This window comes from Pseudalkalibacillus sp. R45 (assembly GCF_052246725.1).
In the GTDB taxonomy this organism is placed as follows: Bacteria; Bacillota; Bacilli; order Bacillales; family Fictibacillaceae; genus Pseudalkalibacillus.
The window spans coordinates 16,126-40,731 of record NZ_JBQQCL010000026.1; the positions used below are offsets into that span (position 1 = coordinate 16,126).

Sequence of the window (24,606 nt, forward strand, 5' to 3'; positions counted from 1 at the left end):
TTTAGTTCTTCAGGGCTTTTTCCAACGTCTTGATATTCCGTTCCATCAAAGAGAAATAATCTTCATTGGTTTCAATGTCTTCTTCAGTTAATACGGAAAGGTTGTGAAGATAAAGAATGTCTAAGTCCAGCTGGTTTTTTATTGCATATGCAGGCTTCGTATTTACGTTCTGCTCAAACAGGATGTATCGGATATCATGCGCTTTGGATTCTTCCAATAATTTTTTGGTTTGCTTTTGAGTTGGTTCGTTCGTCGGTGATAACCCTGATACACTCAGCTGCTCGATTCCATATCTGCTTTCCCAGTAACCGTAAGCTGAATGGGAAACGAGGATTTCTTTCTTATCAGCAGCTTCAATGGTCTTCTGAAATGATTGATCCAATTCAATCAGATCTGCCTGCAATTCATCAAAATTTTTCTCAAATTCTTCTCTTTCCTCTGGTTTCAACTCGATAAGCTGGTTCTTGATGTTTTCCGCAAGCTTGATGGCTAATATTGGATCGAGCCAGACATGGTGATCGATATCCCCATGCTCATGATCATCCTCTTTATTTTCTTCCCCTTCTGGGTGTTCTCTTTCTGATTCACTATGTTCATGCTCTGAATTTTCATTGCTTTCATGACTTGCGCGATCGGCTTCTTTTTGGTGATCCTCGTTATGTTCATTTTCATGGTCGTGATCTTCATGGCTGAAAGCTTGGAGATCCATGCCGTTGGTTGCTTCAAGGATTTTTACGTCATCATTTTTCAACGTTTTCACTGCCGAATCAGCAAATCCTTCTAAGCCAGCGCCATTATAAATAAAGAGATCACTTTCAGCTAGCGTAATCATCGTTTTCGGGGTAGGTTCAAATGTATGGGCATCAACACCTGGAGGCAATACACTTTCGACTTGTACATGCTTCCCACCGATCCTTTCAGTAAAATCTTTTAATGGAAATAATGTGGTCATTACTTGTAATTTTTCTTCCCCTGCTCCATCTTGTGATGTCTGTGCATTTTGACCACAGGCAGTCAATATAAGAAAAGTGAATAATACTGGGATGATTTTCTTCATTTCATTTACCTCCTGATAAATATACAAAAACCATTATATCGTAATGGTTACGATTTGCAAACCGTAATTATTACGATTTATTAAAAAAATATTAGCTCTGTTAAATAACCTGGTGGTTTTTGACTAAGCAAAATTTGCGACACTCCTGCGGGAAAAGCGAGCCAGGCGAGAGCCCGTAACGAGGAACGCGTGAGGAGGCTCACGGATCGCCCGCGGAAAGGGAGTGAATTTCGCCAAGATCAACAAAGAACTAAAAGAGCCAAAAATTATTAAAATATAAATTCGACTATTAAAACATATGATTTTAGGGAATAGGTTATATAACAACAAATGATGGAGGAGAATTATGACTAAAACAGAGATTATCCAGAGGTATGTACGATTCAATCAGTGGGTACAAAGTCTTGATTCTCTGAGTGATGATGAATGGTTGAGCCCGATCAAGTCTGGGAAATGGTCGATTGCAGAAATTATTGCTCATCTTACTTATTGGGACAGATACTTCTTAAAAGAAAGATACCCAAAAATAAAAGCAGGGGCAAGATTGCCGAGGTCCATGGATGTCGACGTCATGAATCAAAGAGCTTCCCTGTATGCAAAGAATGGTGTATCCAAAAAGGAAATCATCAAAGAATTTCTGGAAACAAGGGACTTGATGATCAAAGCGATCAATGCACGGACAGAGGAAGAACTCGATGCTACCTTCTATGATCGGGGATACCCGGAAACCTTGAGAAAATGCCTGATCAGTTTCTGTGAGCATGATCGCCACCACAAGCATCAAATTGAAGATTCCCTGCAAAAAACACCCGAAGTAGAAGAGATGAATTGAGAGGAACTCCGGCTGACTGTAGCTGGGGTTTTTTGCATTTCGAATGATCCAGTTTGACAGAGTTTCTTGGTTTTGCCATAATGGAATGAATTTCAAAGCAAACATTGGTTTCTAGGGTTCCGCATCACAATGGTCTGGTCCGAGAGAAACCGCACAAGCGATTTGTGTACACGGAGGGAGAAAAGCCCGGGAGGATATCATTTGGATATTTTCTCGGTTTTTTTATTGGGTTTGATCTTCAGTTTCACTGCCGAAAAAGCGAGAAAGGCAAGAACAAGCAGCCAAGTTTTGGATAAATAAGGTCTCCTGTGTCCGTTAACGGATAAGTGCAACTGTGAGATTCGTAGAAATAACTAATAAAACGTAATAAATCTTTAATAGGAGGAATATGAGATGGCATGGATTTATCTGCTTATTGCAGGGGTCTTTGAGGTGGTCTGGGCAATCGGGTTGAAGTATACAGAAGGTTTCAGCCGTTTGGCACCCTCTATCATAACAGTCATCGGTATGGTCATAAGCTTTTATTTTCTATCGATTGCGATCAAAGCACTGCCGATCGGTACCGCCTATGCCGTTTGGACAGGAATCGGGGCGCTCGGAACAGTTTTACTGGGGATCCTGCTTTTTAACGAGCCGAAAGATTTCATGAGAATTCTCTTTTTAGGGATGATTTTGGTTGGTATCATCGGCTTGAAATTCACATCTTCATAAGACAAGACACTTTTTAATGGTAATGATGATTTGTTTTTTATAATTTTTTTAGCAAATTAACGACTCGCGAAGTGAAATTCGCAGCAAGCAATATAAGAAGGAATCTTTGATTTTATATTTCGAGCGGACTGAGGGAAATAATCACCTTTCAGGTCGCTCTTTTTAGTTTCTAAGGGCAAACTATGGGAAATATATACATTGATGATTTCGACAATTCAGACTATAATGAGTGAAAACGTTATTTTCGGAACGGATATTCCGAATAACGGAACGTCAGGTGTTTTTTGGGGTGTAGAATGAAAGAAAAGAATACAACAGTCATCAAAGCGATGGAATTATTAAGCCTTTTTAAAGCCAACAAATCACTCTCTCTTGCACAATTGAGCAAACTTACCTCGATTCCGAAAACGACCGTCTATCGTATGGTTCTATCATTAGAGGAAACGGGATTCCTCAAAAAAAATCGATATGGTGAATATGAATTAGGTCTAGGTTTTCTCCAATATGGACAGCTAGTCAAAGAGCGCTTGGATATTCGCAAAGCTGCAATCCCGATCATGAGGCAGCTGAAGGACGAGCTTGGGGAAGCTGTCAATTTGATTGTCCGAGAACATCATGAAGCCATCTATATTGAAAAAATTGAGACTGATAAACCAGTGAGGGTTTTCACCGGAATCGGACGCAGTGCCCCGTTATATGCAGGTGCATGCCCGCGGGTTCTATTAGCTTTTTTGCCTGAAGAGGAAAGAGATCATTATATCGAGACGATAAAATTACAGTCTATTGCCTCAGGTACGATTACAGACAAAGAGGCGTTGAGGCAAGTGTTAGCCGAGACGAGGTCCAAAGGTTATACAGTGAGCCACTCTGAATTGCATGATGATTCCTCAGCGATTGCGGCACCGATTTACGGTCATGATGATCAGATTTTTGCTGGCTTAAGTATAGTGGGACCTGAAAATCGTTTTCGAAATCCTGACAAGATTACACATTTGACAGTGCGAGTGAAGCAAGCAGCATATGAAATCTCAAAATCGATCGGATGGAATGGCTGATCAGATGGAGGTGCTAATTTGAAGTATGAACTACATCCTCTAGGGGATTCGGCGGTCATTATAAATCTTGATGATAAAATTACTGAAGAAACCCATATACTTGTTCGGAATATCTCGATTTTCCTAGAGGAACAACCACTGCCTGGAATGGTTGAATTCGTTCCGGCTTTTACAAGTGTCACGGTCTTTTATGATCCACTCAATGTACTCCACGAAAGTAAAGAGCAAAAAACGAAATCTCCATATGAATTGATATGTCATGCAATTGAACAAGCATTGACTCGGATTGGCGCAGAAAACGAAGGCGAAACCAGGACTGTAGAAATACCAGTTTGTTATGGTCAAGAACTCGGTCCAGATTTGGAATTTGTCGCAAAACATAACAACCTCACCAAAGAGGAAGTCATAGACATCCACACGGAAGCAGATTATTTGGTGTATATGATAGGTTTCGCGCCAGGGTTCCCATATTTAGGAGGTATGTCTGAAAAAATTGCAGCACCTCGGAAGGAGTCACCTCGTTTAAAAATACCTGAGGGATCTGTCGGTATTGCAGGTTCTCAAACGGGAATCTATCCTATCGAAACTCCTGGTGGCTGGCAGTTGATCGGGCAAACACCGCTGAAACTGTTTGATATTAAACAAGACCCGCCGACATTATTACGGGCTGGGGATAAAATACGTTTTCATCCAATCTCATCAGAGGAATTCGAGAAATTGAAGGGGGAACAGGGATGAAGATTGTAAAACCGGGATTGCAGACGACCGTTCAGGATGCTGGACGCTATGGGTATCAACGTTACGGCGTGATTGTAAGCGGTGCGATGGACCAGCTGGCCTATCGAATCGGGAATCTTTTAGTAGGAAACAGTAACAACGAAGCCGCTATCGAAATGACAATGAAAGGACCTGAAATCGAGTTTCAGGAAGATACAGTGATCACAATGACGGGTGGAGACTTCTCCCCAAAGATAAATGGAGAGCCAGTGAAGATGTGGCGTCCGATCTATGTCAAAGCAGGTACTGTGTTAAAATTTGGAGCCTGCGCTGCAGGATGTCGCTCATACCTGGCAGTCGCTGGCGGAATTGATGTGCCAGTGATCATGAACAGCCGTTCCACATATATCCGCGCTGAGATCGGAGGTTTTGAAGGCAGGGCATTGGACGCTGGAGACTGTTTGAAAATAGGAGAAAGAAGTGAGAAGGCGAATCATATTTTCCAACAGCTTTCAGATCCTGACCTGACTTACGTAGAATCAGATTGGTTTTCAGCTGCAGAATGGAGTACGGAAGTCGAGAAGCACGACATCCTCCGTGTCATTCCTGGCCGGGAATGGGACAGTTTTACGAAAGAAAGTCAGGCCAAACTGACAAGTACTGAGTTTGAGTTGACACCTCAATCGGATCGGATGGGCTTCCGGTTCAAGGGTGAGCAGTTAGAGCTTTCAGATCAGGTAGAAATGATTTCGGAAGCGGTTACGTTCGGAACGATCCAGGTACCTTCAGAAGGGAATTTGATCGCACTGTTAGCGGATCGCCAGACAACAGGAGGTTATCCGAAAATTGCCCAGATCGCTTCAGTTAATTTTTCAAAGGTCGCACAGCTGAAACCAGGGGAGAAAGTCAGATTCAAGCTCATCACCCATCGCGAGGCTGAAACGTTGTATCTAGAACAGAAACGGCATCTGCAACAGCTTGAACAAGGAATTTCTTTAAAGTTGAGAGAAGGAGGGCACAACCAATGAATACAGTAGATTTGAATTGTGATTTGGGAGAAAGCTTCGGAACCTATGAAAAGGGATCTGATGAAGCAATCCTTGATTACGTGACTTCAGCGAATATCGCATGTGGATTTCATGCTGGTGATCCTTCTGTCATGCGGAAGACCGTCAAAATGGCAATGGAGAAAAATGTCGCGATTGGAGCGCATCCTGGACTTCAGGACCTTGTGGGTTTCGGTAGACGTGAGATGCAGATTACACCAGAAGAAGCCTATGACCTCGTCACCTATCAGATCGGTGCTCTTTATGGGTTTGTTCGATCTGAAGGCGGTGAAATGCAACATGTTAAACCGCATGGGGCACTCTATAATATGGCCGCAAAAGGACCAGAGCTTGCTGAGGCAATTGCTGAAGCGGTTTATGACGTCGGTCCAGAATTGATTCTCTTCGGATTATCTGGAAGTGCATTGATCAAAGCTGGTGAAAAGACAGGGATCCGGACAGCCAGCGAGGTTTTTTCAGATCGGACTTACCAAGAGGACGGCTCGCTGACTTCCCGTAAACTTGTCAATGCATTGATTGAAGAGGAGGAGAAATCCCTTCAGCAAGTAGTCAGGATGGTGAAGGAAGGGAAGGTGACGTGCCTGCAGGGAATCGATATCCCAATCGAAGCAGACACTATTTGTATCCATGGAGATGGGGCAAGCGCCCTCACATTTGCCCGAAACATCAGGGCTGGATTGAAAGAAGCAGGTATAACCATCGAAAAGGTTGGAATGACCAACAAATAGGAGGCATGTGATGAAGCAGTCAAACAGGAGTATCTTGTTGGGTGCGGCGTTTCTGATGGCAACGTCGGCAATCGGACCAGGATTTCTTACACAAACAACCTACTTTACAGAAGCATTGTTAGCAAGTTTCGGATTTGTCATTTTAGTATCGATTATCATTGATATCGGAGCACAACTGAATATCTGGCGGATCATTGCCGTTTCAGAGAGAAGGACACAAGACATTGCGAACATGGTTTTACCAGGACTCGGTTATTTCGTAGCGTTGTTGATCGTTATTGGAGGACTGGCTTTCAATATCGGAAACATCGCAGGGGCCGGTTTAGGTTCCAACGTATTGCTCGGGGTTTCACCTGAAATAGGTGCATTATTCAGTGGACTCATCGCTGTCGGGATTTTTCTTTTACGTGAAGCGAATAAGGTCATGGACCGTTTCACACAGGTTTTGGGCTTCATCATGATCGCCCTTACCGTTTATGTCATGTTCTCTGCGTCTCCGCCTGTAGGAGAAGCGGCCGTTAAGACATTTGTTCCTGATAAAATCGATTTAATCGCGATTGTAACACTAGTCGGAGGTACAGTTGGAGGCTATATCACATTTTCAGGCGGACATCGATTGTTGGATGCAGGTGTAAAAGGCGTTGACAATCTATCGGAAGTGACGAAGAGTTCTGTCTCTGCAATCGGGATCGCATCCATTATGCGGATTTTCCTATTCTTAGCTACATTAGGTGTGGTTTCGCAAGGTTTATCCCTGGATCCATCAAACCCGCCTGCCTCAGTATTCCAATTGGCTGCAGGTGACATTGGATATAAAATCTTCGGTGTTATCATGTGGGCGGCTGCCATCACCTCGGTCATCGGTGCTGCTTATACGTCGGTGTCGTTTATCCGAACCTTCAACCCGAAGCTGGAAAAATACCATAAGTGGTTGATTGTTGGCTTCATTTCCGTATCCACACTTGTTTTCGCATCGATTGGTAAACCAGTAAGTGTATTGATTCTTGCTGGGGCTTTGAATGGATTGATTTTACCGATTTCACTTGGAGTAATGCTGATTGCAGCATATAACAGGAAAATTGTCGGAGACTACAAACATCCGTTATGGTTGACTGTTTTTGGAGGGTTAATTGTAATTGCCATGGCTTACATGGGTGTTATCACGATGATTGATCAGCTACCGCAATTGTTCTAGTAATCTCAGGGAGGGGTTAAGAGATGAGGGGATATCGTAATATAAGTCCAGCCGAGGCGAGACGGTTATGTCGCTCAAATGAGTGGATCAAGCCGACATCCGGCATGGCACAAGGCTATACGCAGGCAAACCTTGTTGTTTTACCAAGAGACCTTGCTTTTGATTTCTTGTTGTTTTGCCAACGGAATCCAAAGCCGTGTCCGGTTCTGGATGTGACAGATCTTGGTTCTCACGTTCCAAAGATGGCTGCTCCAGATGCAGACTTACGGGTGGATTTGCCGAAGTATAATGTGTATGAAAATGGGGTTCTTACCCAAGAAGTGACGGATATCGCTTCGTTATGGGATGAAGAGATGGTCGGTTTTCTTTTAGGATGCAGTTTTACATTTGAAAATGCATTGTTGGAAAAAGGCATTCCTGTGCGGCATATTGAAGAAGGATGCAATGTACCGATGTACAAGACCAATTTGAATTGTGTCGGAGCAGGATCCTTCAAAGGGAACATGGTCGTCAGTATGAGACCGATCCCGGCTCGTCATGTAGCCGATGCGGTCCGGATCACCTCGAGATTTCCCTCTGTCCACGGGGCACCTGTCCATATCGGACATCCGGACCAAATTGGAATCCATGATTTGGCTCAACCAGACTTCGGAGAACCGGTAACGGTACAAAAAGGGGAAATACCAGTCTTCTGGGCATGTGGGGTAACGCCTCAAAACATCGCAATGAACATAAAACCTGAGTTGATGATTACGCACTCGCCAGGGCATATGTTCATTACAGACTGGACCGATGAAAAGTTTGAGGTCCTATAAGTGAAAGGTATATTAGCTTCGCTTCAGTGGTTTGTTTTCATACTCGCCGGTAGTGTTGTTGCACCGTTAACGATCGGTGCTGCATTTGGTATGTCAGTATTGGAAATTTCAACTTTCGTTCAGCGAACCTTTTTCGTTATTGGAATCGTGTCACTTCTGCAAGCCTTTTTCGGTCATAAAAAACCGATTGTCGAAGGCCCTGCGGTTTTATGGTGGGGGGTCTTCCTTTTGTTCGCCGGGCTTGGTTCAACGATTTCCGCTGATGTCTCTGAAGTTTTACAGAGTATTGAAATGGGCATGCTCGTCAGTGGGGTCTTGTTCATTTTATTGAGTGTGTTCCGGGTGATTGAACAGGTGAAACGAATTTTCACACCGATCGTCACGGGAACGTATTTTATCCTTTTGGTCACCCAAATAAGCGGACCATTCATCAAAGGAATCTTAGGAGTCGGTTATTTTACAGATGAAGTTCACGGGACTGTAGCGGTCCTCGGGATCGTGACAGCGCTTGTGACAATTCTGTTTGCAACAAGTCGAAGGTTTTATTTGAAGAGTTATTCTGTGTTGTTCGGGATTGCTGTGGGGTGGCTATTATTCATCTTATTCGATATCGAGAAGAGAATCCCGTTCAATGGACAAAGCCTGGTCTCGTTCCCTGAGGTCTTCGTTTGGGGAACGCCAGTGTTTGATATAGGTATTGTGGTAACATCGGCTGTCGTCACCCTTTTGTTGTTGATCAATTTTGTCGCTAGTATCGATGTGGTCGGGGAAGTTTTGGAGGATACTTCTGATTCACGTTACAACCAGGCTGGAATTGTAATGGGGATCAGTCAAATCCTTTCCGGCGTGTTTTCTGCGATTGGAATGGTTCCGCTCTCGTATACAGCAGGGTTCATTTTATCCACACGGATGAAAGAGAGGCTTCCATTCGTTATGGGAAGCTTGCTGTTGTTGATATTGAGCTTTTTTCCGGCTATTACGATGTTCTTCGCTTCAATCCCGGTTCCAGTCGGATACGCGAGTATGCTTCTCTCCTTTTCGAATATGCTGGTCATCGGATTGCAAGCTTATATGAAAGCGGAGAGAGATCAGCACAGCCTATTTATCATCAGCCTCTCCCTTATGATCGGAATAGGCGTGATGTTTTTGACGCCGGCCTCACTAGCCGGTATCCATCCAGCATTCGCTTCAGTCTTGAACAATGGGATGATCGTGGGTGTGCTCATCTGCATTATATTAGAGCAAGCAATCATAAGAAAGAACAAAACGAAAGATCAAAGAGGAAAAACAATCGGTGCCTAACTCGGTGCCAGGCACCATTTCAGAGTCCTTGCGGGACAAGGGGTTTGATTAGGTGTCAGGCACGCGGTCTTTTGGGGAGGCGGTAGATGGTGAAGAGCATGATATAAGATAGAACGATGATAGAGGCGACCCACATCCAGGCCATCTCCATGTTCCCGGAGTCCATGGCAAGATAAATCGCAGTCGGAACAGTTTGGGTTTTTCCTGGAATGTTTCCAGCGAACATCAATGTAGCACCAAATTCGCCGAGCGCACGCGTGAAGCTTAACACGCCGCCTGTTATGAGAGCTTGTAACGCAAGAGGTATCGTCACTTTTAGAAATACCTGGACCTTACCAGCGCCGTCGATCTTTGCTGCATCCTCAATCTCGTAATCCACTGATTCAAACCCAGTTTTCGCAGATTGATACATAAGTGGAAACGAAACGACAACCGCCGCAATGACTGCAGCCCACCATGTAAAGATTAACGAGTGTCCAAATAATTGGCTGATGATTTGACCGACTGGACTATTGATTCCAAAAATGACGATAAGTAAAAAACCGACTACAGTCGGTGGTAAAACAAGAGGCAGCATGAGGAATGTTTCAATCATTGTTTTACCAGTGAACGATTTCCTCGCCATCAAACGGCCACACAGAATACCAAGAATGGCTACGATAATACCTGCCGTAACTGCGATGGTAATTGATAAATATATTGGAGACCAAAAGGATTGGACCATGATTAAAACCTCAATCTATAGGCTTGAAGCCGAAATCTATAAAAGTTTCCATAGTTTGTTTATGGTTTAGATACTCATAAAACTGTTTTGCTTCTTCAGGATGTTGGGTGTTCTTCAGTACACCTGCTGGATACATGATCGGGGAATGTAAATCACTCGCGATTATAGATTGGATTTTTACTTTGGACGATGTTTTGGCATCGGACCGATATACAAATCCGGCGTCAACATTTCCAGTTTCGATATAAGAAAGAACCTGTTGAACGTCTTTAGCATAGACGATTTTGTTTTCAACCTGCTTCCAAAGTTTCAGTTTTTCCAACGTTTCTTTTGCGTATTTCCCTGCGGGGACTGATTCAGGTGCACCAATTGAGATTCGATTAATTTCGCCATTTGTAAGATTATCGGGTTTTTGGATATTAGTATTAAGTGCTTTATTCGTTACGAAAGCCAATTCATTGGATAAAATAGTTTTCGTATGGTCAGGGTTGATTAGATCTTTCTGGTGTAATCGGTCAAATTCCAACTCAGATGCGGAAATGAAAACGTCTGCTGGGGCACCTTGTTCAATCTGACGCTGCAACGTGCCAGAAGATGCGAAACTCGTGATCACTTCGATTTCTGGATGGGCATCCTCAAATTCTTTTTCAACTTGTTTCATAGCATTGTTCAGACTTGCAGCAGCTAAAACGTACACTTCCACTTTTCGATTCTTTTCATTCGACTGCCCCTGACAACCAACAAGCAATATCAATAAAGCAGACAACAGAATTATATACTTCCTCACACCCGTCACATCCAATATCACAATATACTCTCCGTCTACTATATCAAAAATGAGACCTAACTGCCCTAAATACAAATGCAGTAGGTACATTTTACTGAGTTGCACGATTACGGAACAAAGTTGCACCCGACCAAATAAAAACGACGAGATTGGGGATCCCCTTTCGCGTCGTTTAATGCTTCTTATACTTGAAGAAAGTATAAAATACTTTCTAAAGTACCAGCATAACTAAGGCTCAGCCTGCGCTAAGGCTTGGCTTTACCAAGTTTTCGTTATAGATCGTATAGTTTGGTGAATTTCTGTTCGAGGTAGTCGGTGAGGTACTTGGCATCAAGGTCTTCTCCAGTCACCTTTTTGATCAGTTCGGCTGGGGTATAGAGCTTTCCGTATTGGTGGACATTTTCTCGAAGCCATTCACGGATCTTCATGAACTCCCCGTTTTGAATCAATTCGTAGAAATCCGGTAATTCCTGTAACACTTTATTTAAAATCTGCGCACCATATAAGTTTCCGAGTGAATAAGAAGGGAAGTAGCCGACCCCGCCGTGGGACCAGTGCACATCCTGAAGTACACCTAATCGATTGGAAGGCGGGATCACCCCTAAATAATCCATCATCTTATCATTCCAAACCTTCGGCAGATCCTTTACTTCGATATCTCCAGCGATCAAACCTTTCTCAATTTCATAACGCAGCATGATATGTAGATTATACGTCAGTTCATCCGCTTCAACCCGGATAAGCGATGGCTCGACACAGTTCACAGCACGATAAAATTCTTCTAGGGACACGCCGCTTAATTGGTGAGGAAAATGCGCTTTGATATCATCGTAGAAGTATGTCCAGAACTCTTTCGTACGTCCGACGAAGTTTTCCAAGAATCGGGATTGAGACTCATGGATTCCAAATGATGACCCCCGTCTGATCACACGGCCTTCATACTCAGAGTTCACGCCTTGCTCATAAAGGGCATGACCTGTTTCATGGATTGTACCGAACACGGCCATTCGAGGATTTTCTGGCTCATAACGCGTGGTAATACGAACATCCCCCGTATTGATCCCCATCGCAAAAGGGTGAGTCGTTTCATCAAGACGACCTGCATCAAGATCGTAACCAAGCTTACCGATGATGAATTGTGCGAATTCCTTTTGCTTTTCCACATCATAGTTTTGATTGAAAATATCATTACGAGGCTTTCTGGGTGACTGTTGAATACGGTTCAACAACTCGATACTCTTTTTCCGCAAATCACAAAAAAGCGGGTCGAGCTTTTCCACAGTCAAACCTGGTTCGAATTCATCCAATAAGGCATCGTAAGGATGTTTTTCATAACCGAAATACTCCGCAAATCGGCGTTTCATATCGATCATTTTTTCTAAATAGGGCTGAAAGTGGGAAAAGTCATCTTTCGCACGTGCCTCTTCCCATGCATCATTTGCATTGGAAGCTAGTATTACATATTCGTTATATACATCAGAAGGGATTTGCTTTGACTTGTCATATTCCTTCTTTCGTTCCCTTACACATGCCCTGGTTTCCGAGTCTAGTTGTTCAAAAACGTCCGGCTGTGAAAGCGTATCTAAACATTCACCCATTTCCTTTGAAACGGATAGTTTAAAGGTCTCTGTTGAGAGTGTCCCTTTTGCTTTTGCAAAGATCGGTTTTCCTTTCTTAGGGGCATAAGTCCGAGCATCCCATCCGAGCAGCCCCAATATATTAGTGAAGTGACAGATCTTCTCATCCATTTCCGTGAACTGCTTAATTGCCTGTTTTACTGTTTCGTCTAATACTTGTTGAGCCATCCAAAAACCCTCCCACGAGTTAAATATTTTTCCTACTAATGGTATTCTTTCTCTAGGGGTTGAAATCCTTCGAGTAACGAAACAGATTTTTTAAAAAGGCTGTTTTCCGAAACTTTGTTGCTCTTGCACTTAAAGAAAGTATAAAATACTTTCTTCAGTATAAGGGCAACTAAGGCTCGACCTACAAAAGGCTTGGTCTCGCCAAGTTTTCTTTAAAAGTCGTTGATTTCCGCTCCAGGATGCTCGCTTTCCGCGGGGCGTGCGGTGAGCCCACTCGTCGCTTTGCGACCTCAGGAGTCTCCTTTTCAAGGAAGCATTTGTGCTCCTGCGTCTACAAGAAAGTCCTGTCGAAGCGAACTTCCTCGTCGCATGCCTTGCGAGGAGATTATTCAGGTAGTAGGCACGCTGATCCCGCAGGACAAGGAAAGCTTCGGCAGCGTTACATCGCACGAAGAAAATGCAATTTTCATTTTCGAGGAGTCTCGCACCTTGCTCTCCAATCAACTTGCACAAGGTGAGTTTTTTAAAATGACTCCAAAAGCAACAATCTTTTAGAAACGAGCCTTTAAACAACATCCAACATAAAAAAAGAGCCTGACATACAGGTCAGTCTCTTGCTATTCACTGTTTATTCAATTGATCTTTTGCGCGTTGTATCAGCTCATGAACCATGCTTCCCCCGATTTGGCCGCCTATTCGACCGGCATCATGAGAACTCAGGTCTTGATTGCCTTTTTCTTTTAAAGGTATACCAAGACCTTTCGCGACCTCAAACTTGGTCTGGTCCGGGTCCTCGATCTGATACCCTTTCTTTTTCATGACTTCGACTTTAAGCTGGTCAAGTTCTTCCCTAGCTTCAGGAACCAGGGGTCTGCGCCTTCTCGCCATTAGATTCGCCTCCTTTTCACTTGAGAAAGGAAAAAATAGTTCCTTTCTCACATTTCATGAAAATGAATGGACATGCAACAAAGGCATTTTCCAGTCCAATTCCGTTACACTTAGTATGTGCACGAATGGGCAGAATTAATGACAAAGTGACCTTTATACATGGCTGTTTTCAAAAGTTTGATGCCAGTGGTGAACGTCGAAGTTAACACATCCTGTACAAGTAAGCTGAAAATGCTTGCAGATTGCCCGCTGCAAGCTTCAGCTTTAAACGTATTCTTTCAAACCATTTTCAAGGGATTCTTGATTTTTGTACTGATAGCCATACAAGGCTTCTTGGAGACCAAATGTTCCGGCATAAAATCTTGCTCTAGGAAGTAAGGCTTCAAGGTTTGGATAGAATTCAGACAACGTATCGACGAATTGTAAGCCATACTGTTTCAACAAACCTGCAATATCAATTGCAGGATCTCCTACATGGCTGCTTCCGAAGTCCACAATACCGCTTATGCGCTTTTCTTCATCGTCAAAAAGGATATTGGAAATGCCAAAGTCACCATGAATAATCGACGGGGTAAATTCGAAGTTCAATCGCTCGTTCAAAAATGTTTCAAAATGGCGCGAAATTTGCTGTTGCTTATCAAGCCTGATATATGAAAACAAAGATTGTTTGACCTTCTCATACAAATTAACCCAATAATCATAAGCTGTTTCATTGGTTACTGTCCTGCCAGGAGCTCCTTTTGTTGGAATCGCATGCAGTTCACACAAGAATTGAGCTAAATTTTGCGCAATACGTTCTTGAATTGGTAAAGGTGATCCATCCAAGGTTTCTGCGTAAAGCGGCTCACCAGGGATCAACGGGTATCCGAAAAATGCCTGACCCAAAATGTTCGTATCTGTATTTACGAAAACGGGTTCAGGAGTCGGAAGGGTGATGTATGGCCGTACATAAGTCAGCTGCTCACACTCAGTCTGCAGAGATTTCAATGCTTTATCATGCTTAGGAAACCGGAACACCCACTGGTTATTCAGAAAAAGAATATCGTTGTTTTCTCCAAAATGATTCCAATGAATCGTATGGATTTCAAGCGAAGGATAAAAAGACGTAATACATTTCAGATATGGTTCCAAATACATAAAAAATCCCTCCCTGAATCATTGATTCGACTAGGAGGGATCACATTCCTTTTATTTAGAGATTAAGAATTGGTAACATTTACTGGATGTTACGTTTTTTATGTCTTAGATTCGGTTCTTTCCTAACCACCTTGATGATGGACAGACACATGATGATCAGTATGACTGTAAATGGCAATGCCGCAATTAAGGATGCTGTCTGTAATCCTTGTAGTCCACTACTGATGATCAGGACCACTGCAATTGCCGCCATTAGGACACCCCAGATGAACTTAACGAATCTTCCAGGGTTCAAGTCGCCATCCGTTGTCATGATGCCTAGTACGAAGGTTGCAGAGTCTGCAGAAGTGATTAAGAATGTAAAGATCAACAGGATTGAAAGCAACGAGAACAAGAATGAAAATGGCAGTTGTTCATACGTGACGAATAATGCTGTCGTTACATCCTTATTAACCAGTCCCGCAATATCAGTACCCTGTAATAGATCAAGATGTAGTGCCGTTCCGCCAAAGATAGCGATCCAAACAATCGCAAGAAACGGTGGGACGATCAATACGCCAAAAACAAATTCTCTAATTGTTCGGCCGCGAGATACACGTGCTACGAATGAACCGACAAATGGAGACCAGGCGATGACCCAGGCCCAATAAAAGACCGTCCAATCCCTGACCCACGTTCCGCCAGTGTATGGAGTCAACCGGAAACTCATTTCAAAAAACTTGGATATATAATCGCCAATCCCTAAAGTCATACTGTTCAATATGAATACAGTAGGTCCCATGATCAACATCGCTACCATCAAGAATAAGGCCAGTCCTAAATTCAGGTTACTGAGCCATTTGATTCCCTTGTCTATTCCCGTCATCGCTGATGTTAGGTACAAAACAAGTAATATTGCAGTGATGATCAGTTGCATGACTGCGTTATTCGGCAAGTCGAATACGGTTTTAAGTCCACCATTGATTTGTAAGATGCCAAACCCAAGTGAGGTTGCTACACCTGTAATTGTAGCAATTACTGCGAGGATATCCACAATTCTTCTTAGAGTTGTTTTACCAGTCTTACCGATGAGTGGATTGAACGTTGTGCTGATCAATCCTTTTTCTTGTCTACGATATTGGAAGAACCCTAAAGCTAAACCAACTACAGTGAAAACTGACCATTGATGGATCCCCCAGTGGAAAAAGGAATAGCGCATTGAAACTCTTGCAGCTTGTTCCGATTGGCCGTCAATGCCCATAGGCGGCTCAAAAAAGTGACTCATTGGTTCTGCTACACCCCAGAACACCAATCCAACTCCGAAACCAGCACTGAAAAGCATACCGATCCAGGTGAAGAAAGGATATTCAGGTCTGGATTCATCCCCTCCTAAACGTATTTTACCGTAACGGCTGATCGCTAAAATCAAACAAAACATCGTAAAGAAAAAGACGGCAATCAAGTAAAACCAGCCAAATGCATATGTAGTGAAATCAAACACTGACCCTGCATTGTCACCCATACTTTTAGGTGAAATGGCCCCCCATAAAACAAACAAGAAAACGATAATGGATGATACCCAGAACACCACATTCTTGTGAGGAGCTTTACCTCTCAACTTCTCCAATTTGTTTTCCTCCTTTTTAGACGATTGCTGTGACTAAAAGTGCGTATACTATTAGCTATACCCATTAAAGAAAATTATTAACTTAAATTTAAAATTTAATGTATAAAATGATCGGCATTATCTTAGAATTATAAAATGGGGCATTCATAAAGCGGAAGAGATCGGACAAAACAGTAAAATTGAAATTGATTGTAGTCTTTATGTTAAAAAAAGCGTACAATGGATTTAAAATATTATACATTTCTGAAAAATTTTTTATTATGAAACATTTTCAAGATTGTCTCGTACAATATATTAAGATACCTCCTGTATAGGAAAAAGAGAGAATACATAATTGGGCAAAAAAACATGATAATTATGGTGAAAGGGTGATTCGATTGGAATTAACCGCAAAGATCACGATTGACTTCATGGTAGAAGGAAGTAAAGAATTTTATGTGGAATTACTGGATATCCCAGAAGAGGTATCCGCAGGGGAATTACAGGAGTTAGTGGATAAGCGTGCTCGAAAAGTGAAAGAAATTAAATCTGCAGAAATTCTCGGTTCATCAATTAAAATTGATAGGACGAATTCCATAAAACAATAGCTTATGACGTGTAAAGGCTTCAATGGACCAATGCCAATGAAGTCTTTTTTTCATTTGAAGGAAGCATAGACGATTTTCAATTTAAGGGCAACTAAGGCTCAGCCTACGCTAAAGATTGGCATTACCAAGTTTTCTTCAGGGTGAGAGATGGCAGAGAAGGGTTATTTTTTCTTTTTTAATTTTCGATTGAGTCCGAAGGTAATGAGGGTGCTGATGAAAACGATTGAGGCCCAGGTTACAGCCCCGAACTGTTTGATGAATTTAAACATTGTATGACCTCCATTAGAAATGAAAGTATGGCTTTCCAAATTATAGACCGAAACAATCTGTTTGTAAATAATTCCAAAAACAAAAGAAGGGTGAATCACCAATCATTCACCCTTCAAAAGATTGTGCACTAGCCTAGAGGAGAGGGAAGAGAACATTTTAGCATCGGTCGGTTGTTCCAAATGTTCCAACAATATTTAGGGGAGGTCCTCTCCATCTGAGGTTAGCCATGCAGCTTTTATTTTTACTTTTATCGAGTGGTTCGTCCACTCACCATACTATTCTAAAATGAACTTTCATTCGTGGGGGCTCATTTTTTGTCGAATTTGTGAAGTTAGCGCTTTGCTGTGTTAAATCAAGTTTGTCACTACAACCTTCTCTAAACAGACCTTTCCTTAAGCTCGGCTGTTTCCTCAATCTCATCCGTGGATTCATTATTATTGGCCCGCAATGGAATTTCCTTTAAGAAAAAGGTCAAGATGGCGGCTGTAGCGATCACGATGCAGCCCGTCAAGAAGACAAGACTTAATGAGTGACTCAATGCAGTTCTTAAAATCCCAAGGACTTGGTCGAAAATACCTAAGAAATTCTCAGGTAAAGTGGTCCGTACTTGTTCTAATGCCTCAGGGTCCATGAGAGCCTGGGGGTCTTGAAGCATTTCAAATTTTTCCGCAGCTTCTGGATTCTGGGCAAACGCTTGACTAGTATTTCCACCTGCAGCTTTTTCCATTTCAGTTTTCATAGAAATCGACATGACCGTTCCCATGATCGAGACACCAATCGTTCCACCGATTTGCCTGAATAACTGGGCTGAAGAGGTGGCGACACCAAGGAATTTATGGCTGACAGCGTTCTGAATCGTCAATGTAAACACCGGGAAACTCAATCCCAGACCTAGACCGACGATAATCATATTGGTTACAGCGATCCAGTTAAAAGTACTTTCATCCATCTGAGATAATGAAAACATACCGGCACTCATGATGAGCAGCCCAATAATTGCGATCTTTTTATATTTACCTGTTTTGGTTATGATTTGTCCGCCAATGGCAGATGCCGTTACCATCGCTAATGTCATCGGCATCATGATGAATCCCGATTTCGTAGCTGAGGCTCCCATAACACCTTGAATAAAGAAAGGCGTATACATGATGGCTCCGAACATCCCCATTCCTAAAATGAATCCGATTATATTCGATAATGAAAAGATGCTATTTTTAAACAAACTCAACGGCAAAACGGGACTCTTCGCTTTTCGTTCGATTTGAATGAAGAAAATCAACGAAACCACAGTTGCAACGAATAAACCAATGATTTGGGGTGATTCCCAAGCATACGTCTCTCCAGCCCATGAAAACGCCAATAGCATCGGGAGGATAGTCAGAGTCAGAAAAATGGACCCGAGATAATCCACCTTCTCAGATGGGTTTCTTTCAGTTGCAGGGAATAACTTCCATATAAGCACGAATGCGAGAATTCCAACCGGTAGAAAGACCCAAAAGATCCAGTGCCAATCGAAATTATCCACAATATAACCGCCAAGTGTCGGTCCGAAAACACTTGCAAGTCCAAAAACACCACCCATGATCCCTTGCCAACGACCACGTTCACGAGGGGAGAACAGATCTCCAACTGCTGTGAAAGACGTGGACATGATCATTCCAGCACCTAATCCTTGTATACCACGGTAAACAATAAGGTGGATAATTGTATCTGAAAGCCCGCATAAGAAAGTCCCGAGCATGAAGACGCCAATACCAATCAAAATAAATGGTTTTCTGCCATAGATGTCTGATAGTTTACCGACTAGAATGGCTGTTACGCTTGAAGCAAGCATGAAGACGGTGAAAACCCAGCTGAAATATTGCATTCCTCCAAGGTCAGCGATGATTCTTGGCAGGGCTGTACCGACAATCGTCTGGTTCAATGCAGCAAATAACATTGCTGCCATGATGGCGATCATAATTGTAATTTTGGATTTCTGATCTAAATGTTCCATGTTTACACTCCTATTCTTTCGCTAGTAGAAATATTCATGAAGTTAATTATAGTGCAATAAAAAAACTTCAACCTAATTTTGTAAATAAGCTCATCATCTGTTGGATTTCTTCATCTTTCAAATCTTTGAATCGTTGCTTGTAATAAGCACTACGCTTTATCTCAACTCTTTCTAGAATTTCTGAACCTTCATACGTGATCTGCAGCTCGACAATCCTTCTGTCACTCCTGTTCCTAAGCCTGGTAGAATTTTTTCGAGTCGAGTTTATCTGTAACATTTGTCACGTGCTTACATTCACTCTGAATTCATCAGCTAAGTCAGACACTCTAGAGGGGCCAAATTCATTTAAAAATTGAAGGAACATGAACTCACTGGCTGTAACCTTTTTCCCTAGTATGTCAGCCATCTGTTTGCGGTGTGACCGAAACAATTTCCGAAAGGATTTCTCCATTGAGTCAATCAGCTCTTCTCGGCTTTGCATTTACTTCACTATGCATATATTTAACTTAGTTAACTATTAACCCAATTCATTATACGCTGATTTTCATAAAAGTCAATCCTTATTTTTTGTGTTAGGCTCTTTTCTTAAAGATTGTTGCTATTGGGTCATTTTTTTTTGTAAAGAACCACCTTGTGCAAGTTGATTGGAGAGCAAGGTGCGAGACTCCTCGAAAATGAAAATCGCATTTTCTTCGTGCGATGTAACGCTGCCGAAGCTTTCCTTGTCCTGCGGGATCAGCGTGCCTACTACCTGAATAATCTCCTGGCAAGGCATGCGACGAGAAAGCTTGCTTTCGACAGGACTTTCTTGTAGACGCAGGAGCACAAATGCTTCCTTGAAAAGGAGACTCCTGAGGTCGCAAGGCGACGAGTGGGCTCACCGCACGCCCCGCGGAAAGCGAGCATCCTGGAGCGGAAATCAACGACTTTTAAAGAAAACTTGGCGAGACCAAGCCTTTTGTAGGTCGAGCCTTAGTTGCCCTTATACTGAAGAAAGTTTTTATACTTTCTTTAAGTGCAAGAGCAACAAAGTTTGCGAAAACACTCTTGTGTTAAATCTATATTGATCCTCTAAAGCTTTGGTTAAGTTTTTAAAGATAAGCAAAACAGTCTTCCTCTCCACCTATTGTTCGGATAGGCTGGTTACGACGAGCTCGGTCAATGAAATATAAAATCAGGAGGTAAGCATATGCGTATATTTGCCGTATCTATTACTGCAATAATCCTATTCACCATGGTCTCGACTGTTTTAGCAACACCGGACGAAAGCAAATTATCCGATGGATTGTCTGAACAATTCCGTAATCTGTCCAGAGATACTGAATGGAAAAAGGTTGAAGAACTGGATTTGGACTTTAACATCCATCATCCTCAGGGAATGACAAAAGTCGGTGACCGCTATTACATTTCATCCGTCGAAATCATTGAAAAACCCGAAAAATACGAGGAACCGAAGGGTGGATATGATCGTTCAGCGGGTAAAGGCGTCGGGCATCTTTTTATTGTAGATGAAAAAGGTAACTTGATTGAAGATTTGGAGTTGGGAGAAGGCGATATGTACCATCCTGGAGGCATCGCTTTTGATGGAAAATCGATTTGGGTCCCTGTCGCAGAATATAGACCTGACAGCCAATCTATTATTTATAAAATAAATCCGGAATCGAAAAAAATCGAAAAAGCCTTTGAGGTGGACGATCATATTGGTGGAATTGTAAGTGACGAAACGAACAAAAAACGATATGGAGTCAACTGGGGCTCTCGAGAATTTTATGAATGGAATGAAAAAGGGGAACAAAAAGCTATCAAAGAAAATCCCAGTCATTTCATAGATTATCAGGACTGTGAAGGTGTGGATGAGAATAATTTGTTATGCAGCGGTATAGCTGAATTGCCAAGCGGCGATGATGTTTATGAATTAGGTGGATTGGCTTTGCTGGATCGAAAATCGAAGGCAATTAAACATGAGATTCCGATTACACAACGATCACCACAAAATCATACAATCACACGAAATCCAGTATTTGTCGAAAAAACAAAAGACGGCTTGAAACTATACGCAGTACCAGATGATGATCACACTTCATTATTGGTATATGAAGCAAAATTGAAATGAGTAAAAACAGGGCTGCCAGCAATGGCGCCCTGTTTTTTACAATTAGCTCTTTTCTAAAAGATTGTTGCTTTTGAGTTATTTTTAAAAACTCACCCTGTGCAAGTTGATTGGAGAGCAAGGTGCGAGACTCCTCGAAAATGAAAATCGCATTTTCTTCGTTCGATGTAACACTGCCGAAGCTTTCCTTGTCCTGCGGGATCAGCGTGCCTACTACCTGAATAATCTCCTCGCAAGGCATGCGACGAGGAAGCTCGCTTCGACAGGACTTTCTTGTAGACGCAGGAGCACAAATGCTTTCTTGATAAGGAGACTCCTGAGGTCGCAAGGCGACGAGTGGGCTGACCGCACGCCCCGCGGAAAGCGAGGATCCTGGAACGGAAATCAACGACTTTCAAGAGCAACAAAGGTTGCGCAAAAAGCCTTACATTTAAAGAAAGTATAAATACTTTCTTCAACATAAGGGCAACTAAGGCTCAGCCTACGCTAAGGCTTGGCAAAGCCCAAGTTTTCTTTAAGTGGTTATTTTTTTTACAGGCGATTTAGCAGAAAGAAGGGGCAGGATAATTCGTATCGTCGTTCCTTGTTTATACTCAGATTCGATGGAAAGTCTCCCTCCATGCTCACGTACAATCTTACGGCTCATCATCAGACCAAGCCCGATTCCTTTTTCTTTCGTTGAATAAAAAGGTTCCCCGATATATTTCAAACGTTCTTTTTCAATCCCTTTACCCGAATCGATGAAGAGAAGCTCTACATATGGATCCCGCGCGTGAATTTTGATATTCAATTCCCCGCCTTTTTCCATCGCTTCCATTGCATTTTTCATGATATTGATAAAGACACGTTTAAGGGCATTCTTTTGACAGTTCAGAAGTATTTCCTGTTCATTTATATATTCAACATCCATGTTGATCCCTTGTAAAAATGCAGTTCCTTCGAATAATCGTACACAACTGTCCACGATTTCATGTAATTCAGTTTCTTCAAGGCTGATGACATGGGGTTTAGCTAGGTCCATGAATTCATCTGCGATTCGTTCGATGCTATTAAGTTCACCGCCAATGATTTCGAGATAACTTGTCAGAAGGGAATCGTCTATTTCGTCCTTAATCATGCGGATGAACCCTTTCACACTTGTCAGCGGATTCCGCAGTTCATGCGCAATACCGGCAGCAAGCTGACCGACAGTCGACATCTTCTCTAGTTGCATTGAAATATGCTCATCTTCAAGACGTTTCGTGATATCTCTAGCGATTAGCAGAATCATATCTTCGGAATACTTCGTGTACTCATTGGAAATCAACGGAGTAAGGACTGCGTCAAAAGTATATGTCGTTCCATCTTTTTCGATTGAAAAAGCGATCTGGTCAGCATCTTTGGTTTTGAAAACGTGATGGATGATGTCATACAGTAAACCGCGTTCATCTTTCATAACATAATCGTCCATGAACCGATACATATTTGAAAGATCAGGGTTTTTCAGCCAACTTTGCAAGGAAGGAGAAACAAAATGAACTTCTCCATGCTGGTTGAAGGTAACCACAAAATCTGATGTCTTTTCAAGAATCAATCGGTACTTCATTTCACTTTCGCGTAAGGCTTCCTCTGAATGTTTCCGTTCTGTAATATCACGTCCGACGATTACAAATTTTTCATATGGCGCCTGGTTCTCATATAAAGGAGAAGCAATCAATTCAATCCATATGTAGCCTTTACTGGCGTGTTTATATCGAATTTGAGCTTTTGCAGATCGACCTGCTTCAATCAATTGTTGGATCTGCTTAAAGACATGTCTTCTGTCATGAGGATGAATATGTCTGAAAACATTCATGTTCAAATAAGATTCAGAAGAAAAACCTGTTATATCGAGATGAGAAGGTGAAGTATAGACAAACTTTCCTGATAAATCAACGATAGCCACAAGATCCTTCATATTTTCAGTGATCAGCTGATAGGAATTCTGTTGCTCAAGATATTTTTCATGGAAGAGGATCTGTTTAGAAATATCGATATACAACCGTGCAACCGCAATCCTTTCCCTACGGTAATTGTATATGTTCATATAACAGATCGACACATCTTTTATGGTCCCGTTTTTGTGTACACGCTTGGTATTTGGCACTAAGTATGTATCATTCTTACGTAGCTGCCGAACAATTTCTTCATACTCATTTTCATATCCAGATGGAAAAAGGGAAACCGAATTTCCAATCAACTCATAATCCTTCCATCCGAACATCTCGGTGAAAGCAGGATTAATGTTGTATATTTCACCATCTACATTTTGGATCAAGATCGCATTTGGTGTAGAGAGAAAAATAGATTGCATCATGCGATCATCGGTCATCATTTTCGTCGCTTTATAGGGAGTATCTAAAATCACACCACAATAGTTCACACCACTTTTTGGGCTTAATGGTGCTATTTTCACCGCTTCGAACATCAGATCTTGTTGCGAAATCGAAAAGTGTTCGAGAATAACGAGATGACCGTGTTCTATTGCTTCGTTGCATGCCTCTATTAATTTTTTTGCATTGAGGAAGACATTTTCAAGAGAATGTCCGATACAGCTTTTATCCAATTGTAGGGCGTCTCTTGCTGCCTCGTTGAGATAATTGATGTGCCCAGGCTGGTCATCAGGAAAGACTAGAAGTATATAGGGCTCCGGATAACTATCCAATATTGAATGTTCAAATGGTTTCAATTAACTACACCCCCTGACCGGACCCTCGACAAAAGTCATCATAATAAAGCATTCTTCTAATGTAAGACACATTCCTTCTTAATCTTACATTTAATAACTATATCGTCATAAAGAGGAACCGCTTTCACCCGTTCGTTTTAATTTTGGGAAAAAGTACTGGAACTAAAGAAACTTGGCAACGTCAAGCCTTAGCGAAGGCTGAGCCTAAGTTGCCCTTATATTGAAGAAAGGATTTATACTTTCTTTAAATGTAAAGGCTCTTTTCTAATAGATTGTTGCTTTTGAGTTATTTTTAAAAAACACCTTGTGCAAGTTGATTGGAGAGCAAGGTGCGAGACTCCTCGAAAATGAAAATCGCATTTTCTTCGTGAGATGTAACGCTTCCGAAGCTTTCCTTGTCCTACGGGATCAGCGTGCCTACTACCTGAATAATCTCCTCGCAAGGCATGCGACGAGGAAGCTCGCTTCGACAGGACTTTCTTGTAGACGCAGGAGCACAAATGCTTCCTT

Annotated in this window: 23 protein-coding genes and 1 riboswitch; of the genes, 12 read left to right on the forward strand and 11 right to left on the reverse strand. The window is 42.2% G+C overall.

The window, feature by feature from the left end; translation table 11 throughout:
- Position 1: 1 nt before the first annotated feature.
- Complete coding sequence (locus ACTWQL_RS23045) at positions 2-1,057, reverse strand: metal ABC transporter solute-binding protein, Zn/Mn family (RefSeq protein ID WP_443144713.1); 1,056 nt, start codon at positions 1,055-1,057, stop codon at positions 2-4.
- 346 nt (positions 1,058-1,403) lie between these two features.
- Between ACTWQL_RS23045 and ACTWQL_RS23050 the strand changes: the two genes are divergently transcribed.
- From ACTWQL_RS23050 to ACTWQL_RS23090, 9 genes are all read left to right on the forward strand, one after another.
- Positions 1,404-1,889 (forward strand): DinB family protein, encoded by a 486-nt coding sequence (locus ACTWQL_RS23050; protein WP_443144714.1) that lies wholly within the window; start codon positions 1,404-1,406, stop codon positions 1,887-1,889.
- Between the two features lie 100 nt (positions 1,890-1,989).
- A riboswitch (guanidine-I (ykkC/yxkD leader) is annotated at positions 1,990-2,084 on the forward strand.
- Positions 2,085-2,282: 198 nt separating this feature from the next.
- Entirely contained in the window at positions 2,283-2,600 is a 318-nt protein-coding gene (sugE, locus tag ACTWQL_RS23055) for a quaternary ammonium compound efflux SMR transporter SugE (RefSeq protein WP_443144715.1), read from the forward strand.
- Between the two features lie 296 nt (positions 2,601-2,896).
- Complete coding sequence (locus ACTWQL_RS23060; protein ID WP_443144716.1) at positions 2,897-3,655, forward strand: IclR family transcriptional regulator; 759 nt, start codon at positions 2,897-2,899, stop codon at positions 3,653-3,655.
- Positions 3,656-3,673: 18 nt separating this feature from the next.
- Positions 3,674-4,393: a 5-oxoprolinase subunit PxpB gene (gene pxpB / locus ACTWQL_RS23065; protein WP_443144717.1), complete on the forward strand. Its 720-nt coding sequence runs from the start codon at positions 3,674-3,676 to the stop codon at positions 4,391-4,393.
- Positions 4,390-5,400, forward strand: coding sequence for a biotin-dependent carboxyltransferase family protein (locus ACTWQL_RS23070; protein WP_443144718.1), 1,011 nt, complete (start codon positions 4,390-4,392; stop codon positions 5,398-5,400). Before pxpB ends, ACTWQL_RS23070 begins: the two co-directional genes overlap by 4 nt.
- Positions 5,397-6,167, forward strand: a complete 771-nt coding sequence (locus tag ACTWQL_RS23075) for a LamB/YcsF family protein (protein ID WP_443144719.1) — start codon at positions 5,397-5,399, stop codon at positions 6,165-6,167. Before ACTWQL_RS23070 ends, ACTWQL_RS23075 begins: the two co-directional genes overlap by 4 nt.
- A 10-nt stretch (positions 6,168-6,177) precedes the next feature.
- A complete protein-coding gene (locus ACTWQL_RS23080; protein WP_443144720.1) occupies positions 6,178-7,362 on the forward strand; it encodes an NRAMP family divalent metal transporter in 1,185 nt (394 codons plus the stop codon).
- 23 nt (positions 7,363-7,385) lie between these two features.
- The gene (locus tag ACTWQL_RS23085) at positions 7,386-8,177 is read left to right on the forward strand and encodes a putative hydro-lyase (protein ID WP_443144721.1); all 792 of its coding nucleotides are present in this window, start codon (positions 7,386-7,388) and stop codon (positions 8,175-8,177) included.
- Complete coding sequence (locus tag ACTWQL_RS23090; protein ID WP_443144722.1) at positions 8,178-9,479, forward strand: purine/pyrimidine permease; 1,302 nt, start codon at positions 8,178-8,180, stop codon at positions 9,477-9,479.
- Between the two features lie 55 nt (positions 9,480-9,534).
- Here the strand turns inward: ACTWQL_RS23090 and modB are convergent, their stop codons facing one another.
- From modB to ACTWQL_RS23105, 3 genes are all read right to left on the reverse strand, one after another.
- Complete coding sequence (gene modB, locus ACTWQL_RS23095) at positions 9,535-10,203, reverse strand: molybdate ABC transporter permease subunit (RefSeq protein WP_443144723.1); 669 nt, start codon at positions 10,201-10,203, stop codon at positions 9,535-9,537.
- Between the two features lie 10 nt (positions 10,204-10,213).
- Positions 10,214-11,080 carry a molybdate ABC transporter substrate-binding protein gene (modA, locus tag ACTWQL_RS23100; protein WP_443144724.1) on the reverse strand — a complete coding sequence of 289 codons (867 nt, stop codon included), beginning with the start codon at positions 11,078-11,080 and terminating at the stop codon, positions 10,214-10,216.
- A 182-nt stretch (positions 11,081-11,262) separates the two neighbouring features.
- Positions 11,263-12,795, reverse strand: a complete 1,533-nt coding sequence (locus ACTWQL_RS23105; RefSeq protein WP_443144725.1) for a carboxypeptidase M32 — start codon at positions 12,793-12,795, stop codon at positions 11,263-11,265.
- Positions 12,796-13,164: 369 nt separating this feature from the next.
- Here ACTWQL_RS23105 and ACTWQL_RS23110 point away from each other — a divergent pair, with 369 nt between their 5' ends.
- Positions 13,165-13,350 (forward strand): hypothetical protein, encoded by a 186-nt coding sequence (locus ACTWQL_RS23110; RefSeq protein ID WP_443144726.1) that lies wholly within the window; start codon positions 13,165-13,167, stop codon positions 13,348-13,350.
- Between the two features lie 66 nt (positions 13,351-13,416).
- Here ACTWQL_RS23110 and ACTWQL_RS23115 read toward each other — a convergent pair whose 3' ends face one another.
- The 3 genes from ACTWQL_RS23115 to ACTWQL_RS23125 form a co-directional block, all read right to left on the reverse strand.
- Complete coding sequence (locus ACTWQL_RS23115) at positions 13,417-13,683, reverse strand: small, acid-soluble spore protein, alpha/beta type (RefSeq protein WP_443144727.1); 267 nt, start codon at positions 13,681-13,683, stop codon at positions 13,417-13,419.
- Between the two features lie 264 nt (positions 13,684-13,947).
- On the reverse strand, positions 13,948-14,820 hold the full coding sequence (locus tag ACTWQL_RS23120) for a phosphotransferase family protein (protein WP_443144728.1): 873 nt from the start codon (positions 14,818-14,820) through the stop codon (positions 13,948-13,950).
- 79 nt (positions 14,821-14,899) lie between these two features.
- Complete coding sequence (locus tag ACTWQL_RS23125; RefSeq protein ID WP_443144735.1) at positions 14,900-16,417, reverse strand: glycine betaine uptake BCCT transporter; 1,518 nt, start codon at positions 16,415-16,417, stop codon at positions 14,900-14,902.
- A gap of 386 nt (positions 16,418-16,803) precedes the next feature.
- Between ACTWQL_RS23125 and ACTWQL_RS23130 the strand changes: the two genes are divergently transcribed.
- Positions 16,804-17,013, forward strand: a complete 210-nt coding sequence (locus ACTWQL_RS23130; RefSeq protein WP_443144729.1) for a hypothetical protein — start codon at positions 16,804-16,806, stop codon at positions 17,011-17,013.
- A gap of 646 nt (positions 17,014-17,659) precedes the next feature.
- On the opposite strand, the gene ACTWQL_RS23135 is transcribed toward ACTWQL_RS23130, so the two are convergent.
- Positions 17,660-19,279 carry an MDR family MFS transporter gene (locus ACTWQL_RS23135; RefSeq protein ID WP_443144730.1) on the reverse strand — a complete coding sequence of 540 codons (1,620 nt, stop codon included), beginning with the start codon at positions 19,277-19,279 and terminating at the stop codon, positions 17,660-17,662.
- 598 nt (positions 19,280-19,877) lie between these two features.
- Complete coding sequence (locus ACTWQL_RS23140) at positions 19,878-20,054, reverse strand: hypothetical protein (protein WP_443144731.1); 177 nt, start codon at positions 20,052-20,054, stop codon at positions 19,878-19,880.
- 414 nt (positions 20,055-20,468) lie between these two features.
- Between ACTWQL_RS23140 and ACTWQL_RS23145 the strand changes: the two genes are divergently transcribed.
- Positions 20,469-21,392, forward strand: a complete 924-nt coding sequence (locus ACTWQL_RS23145; RefSeq protein WP_443144732.1) for a DUF6454 family protein — start codon at positions 20,469-20,471, stop codon at positions 21,390-21,392.
- On the opposite strand, the gene ACTWQL_RS23150 is transcribed toward ACTWQL_RS23145, so the two are convergent.
- Positions 21,283-21,630: a hypothetical protein gene (locus ACTWQL_RS23150; protein WP_443144733.1), complete on the reverse strand. Its 348-nt coding sequence runs from the start codon at positions 21,628-21,630 to the stop codon at positions 21,283-21,285. The two genes, ACTWQL_RS23145 and ACTWQL_RS23150, sit on opposite strands and share 110 nt — an antisense overlap.
- A 273-nt stretch (positions 21,631-21,903) precedes the next feature.
- Positions 21,904-24,096: a PAS domain S-box protein gene (locus tag ACTWQL_RS23155; RefSeq protein WP_443144734.1), complete on the reverse strand. Its 2,193-nt coding sequence runs from the start codon at positions 24,094-24,096 to the stop codon at positions 21,904-21,906.
- Between the last annotated feature and the right edge of the window lie 510 nt (positions 24,097-24,606).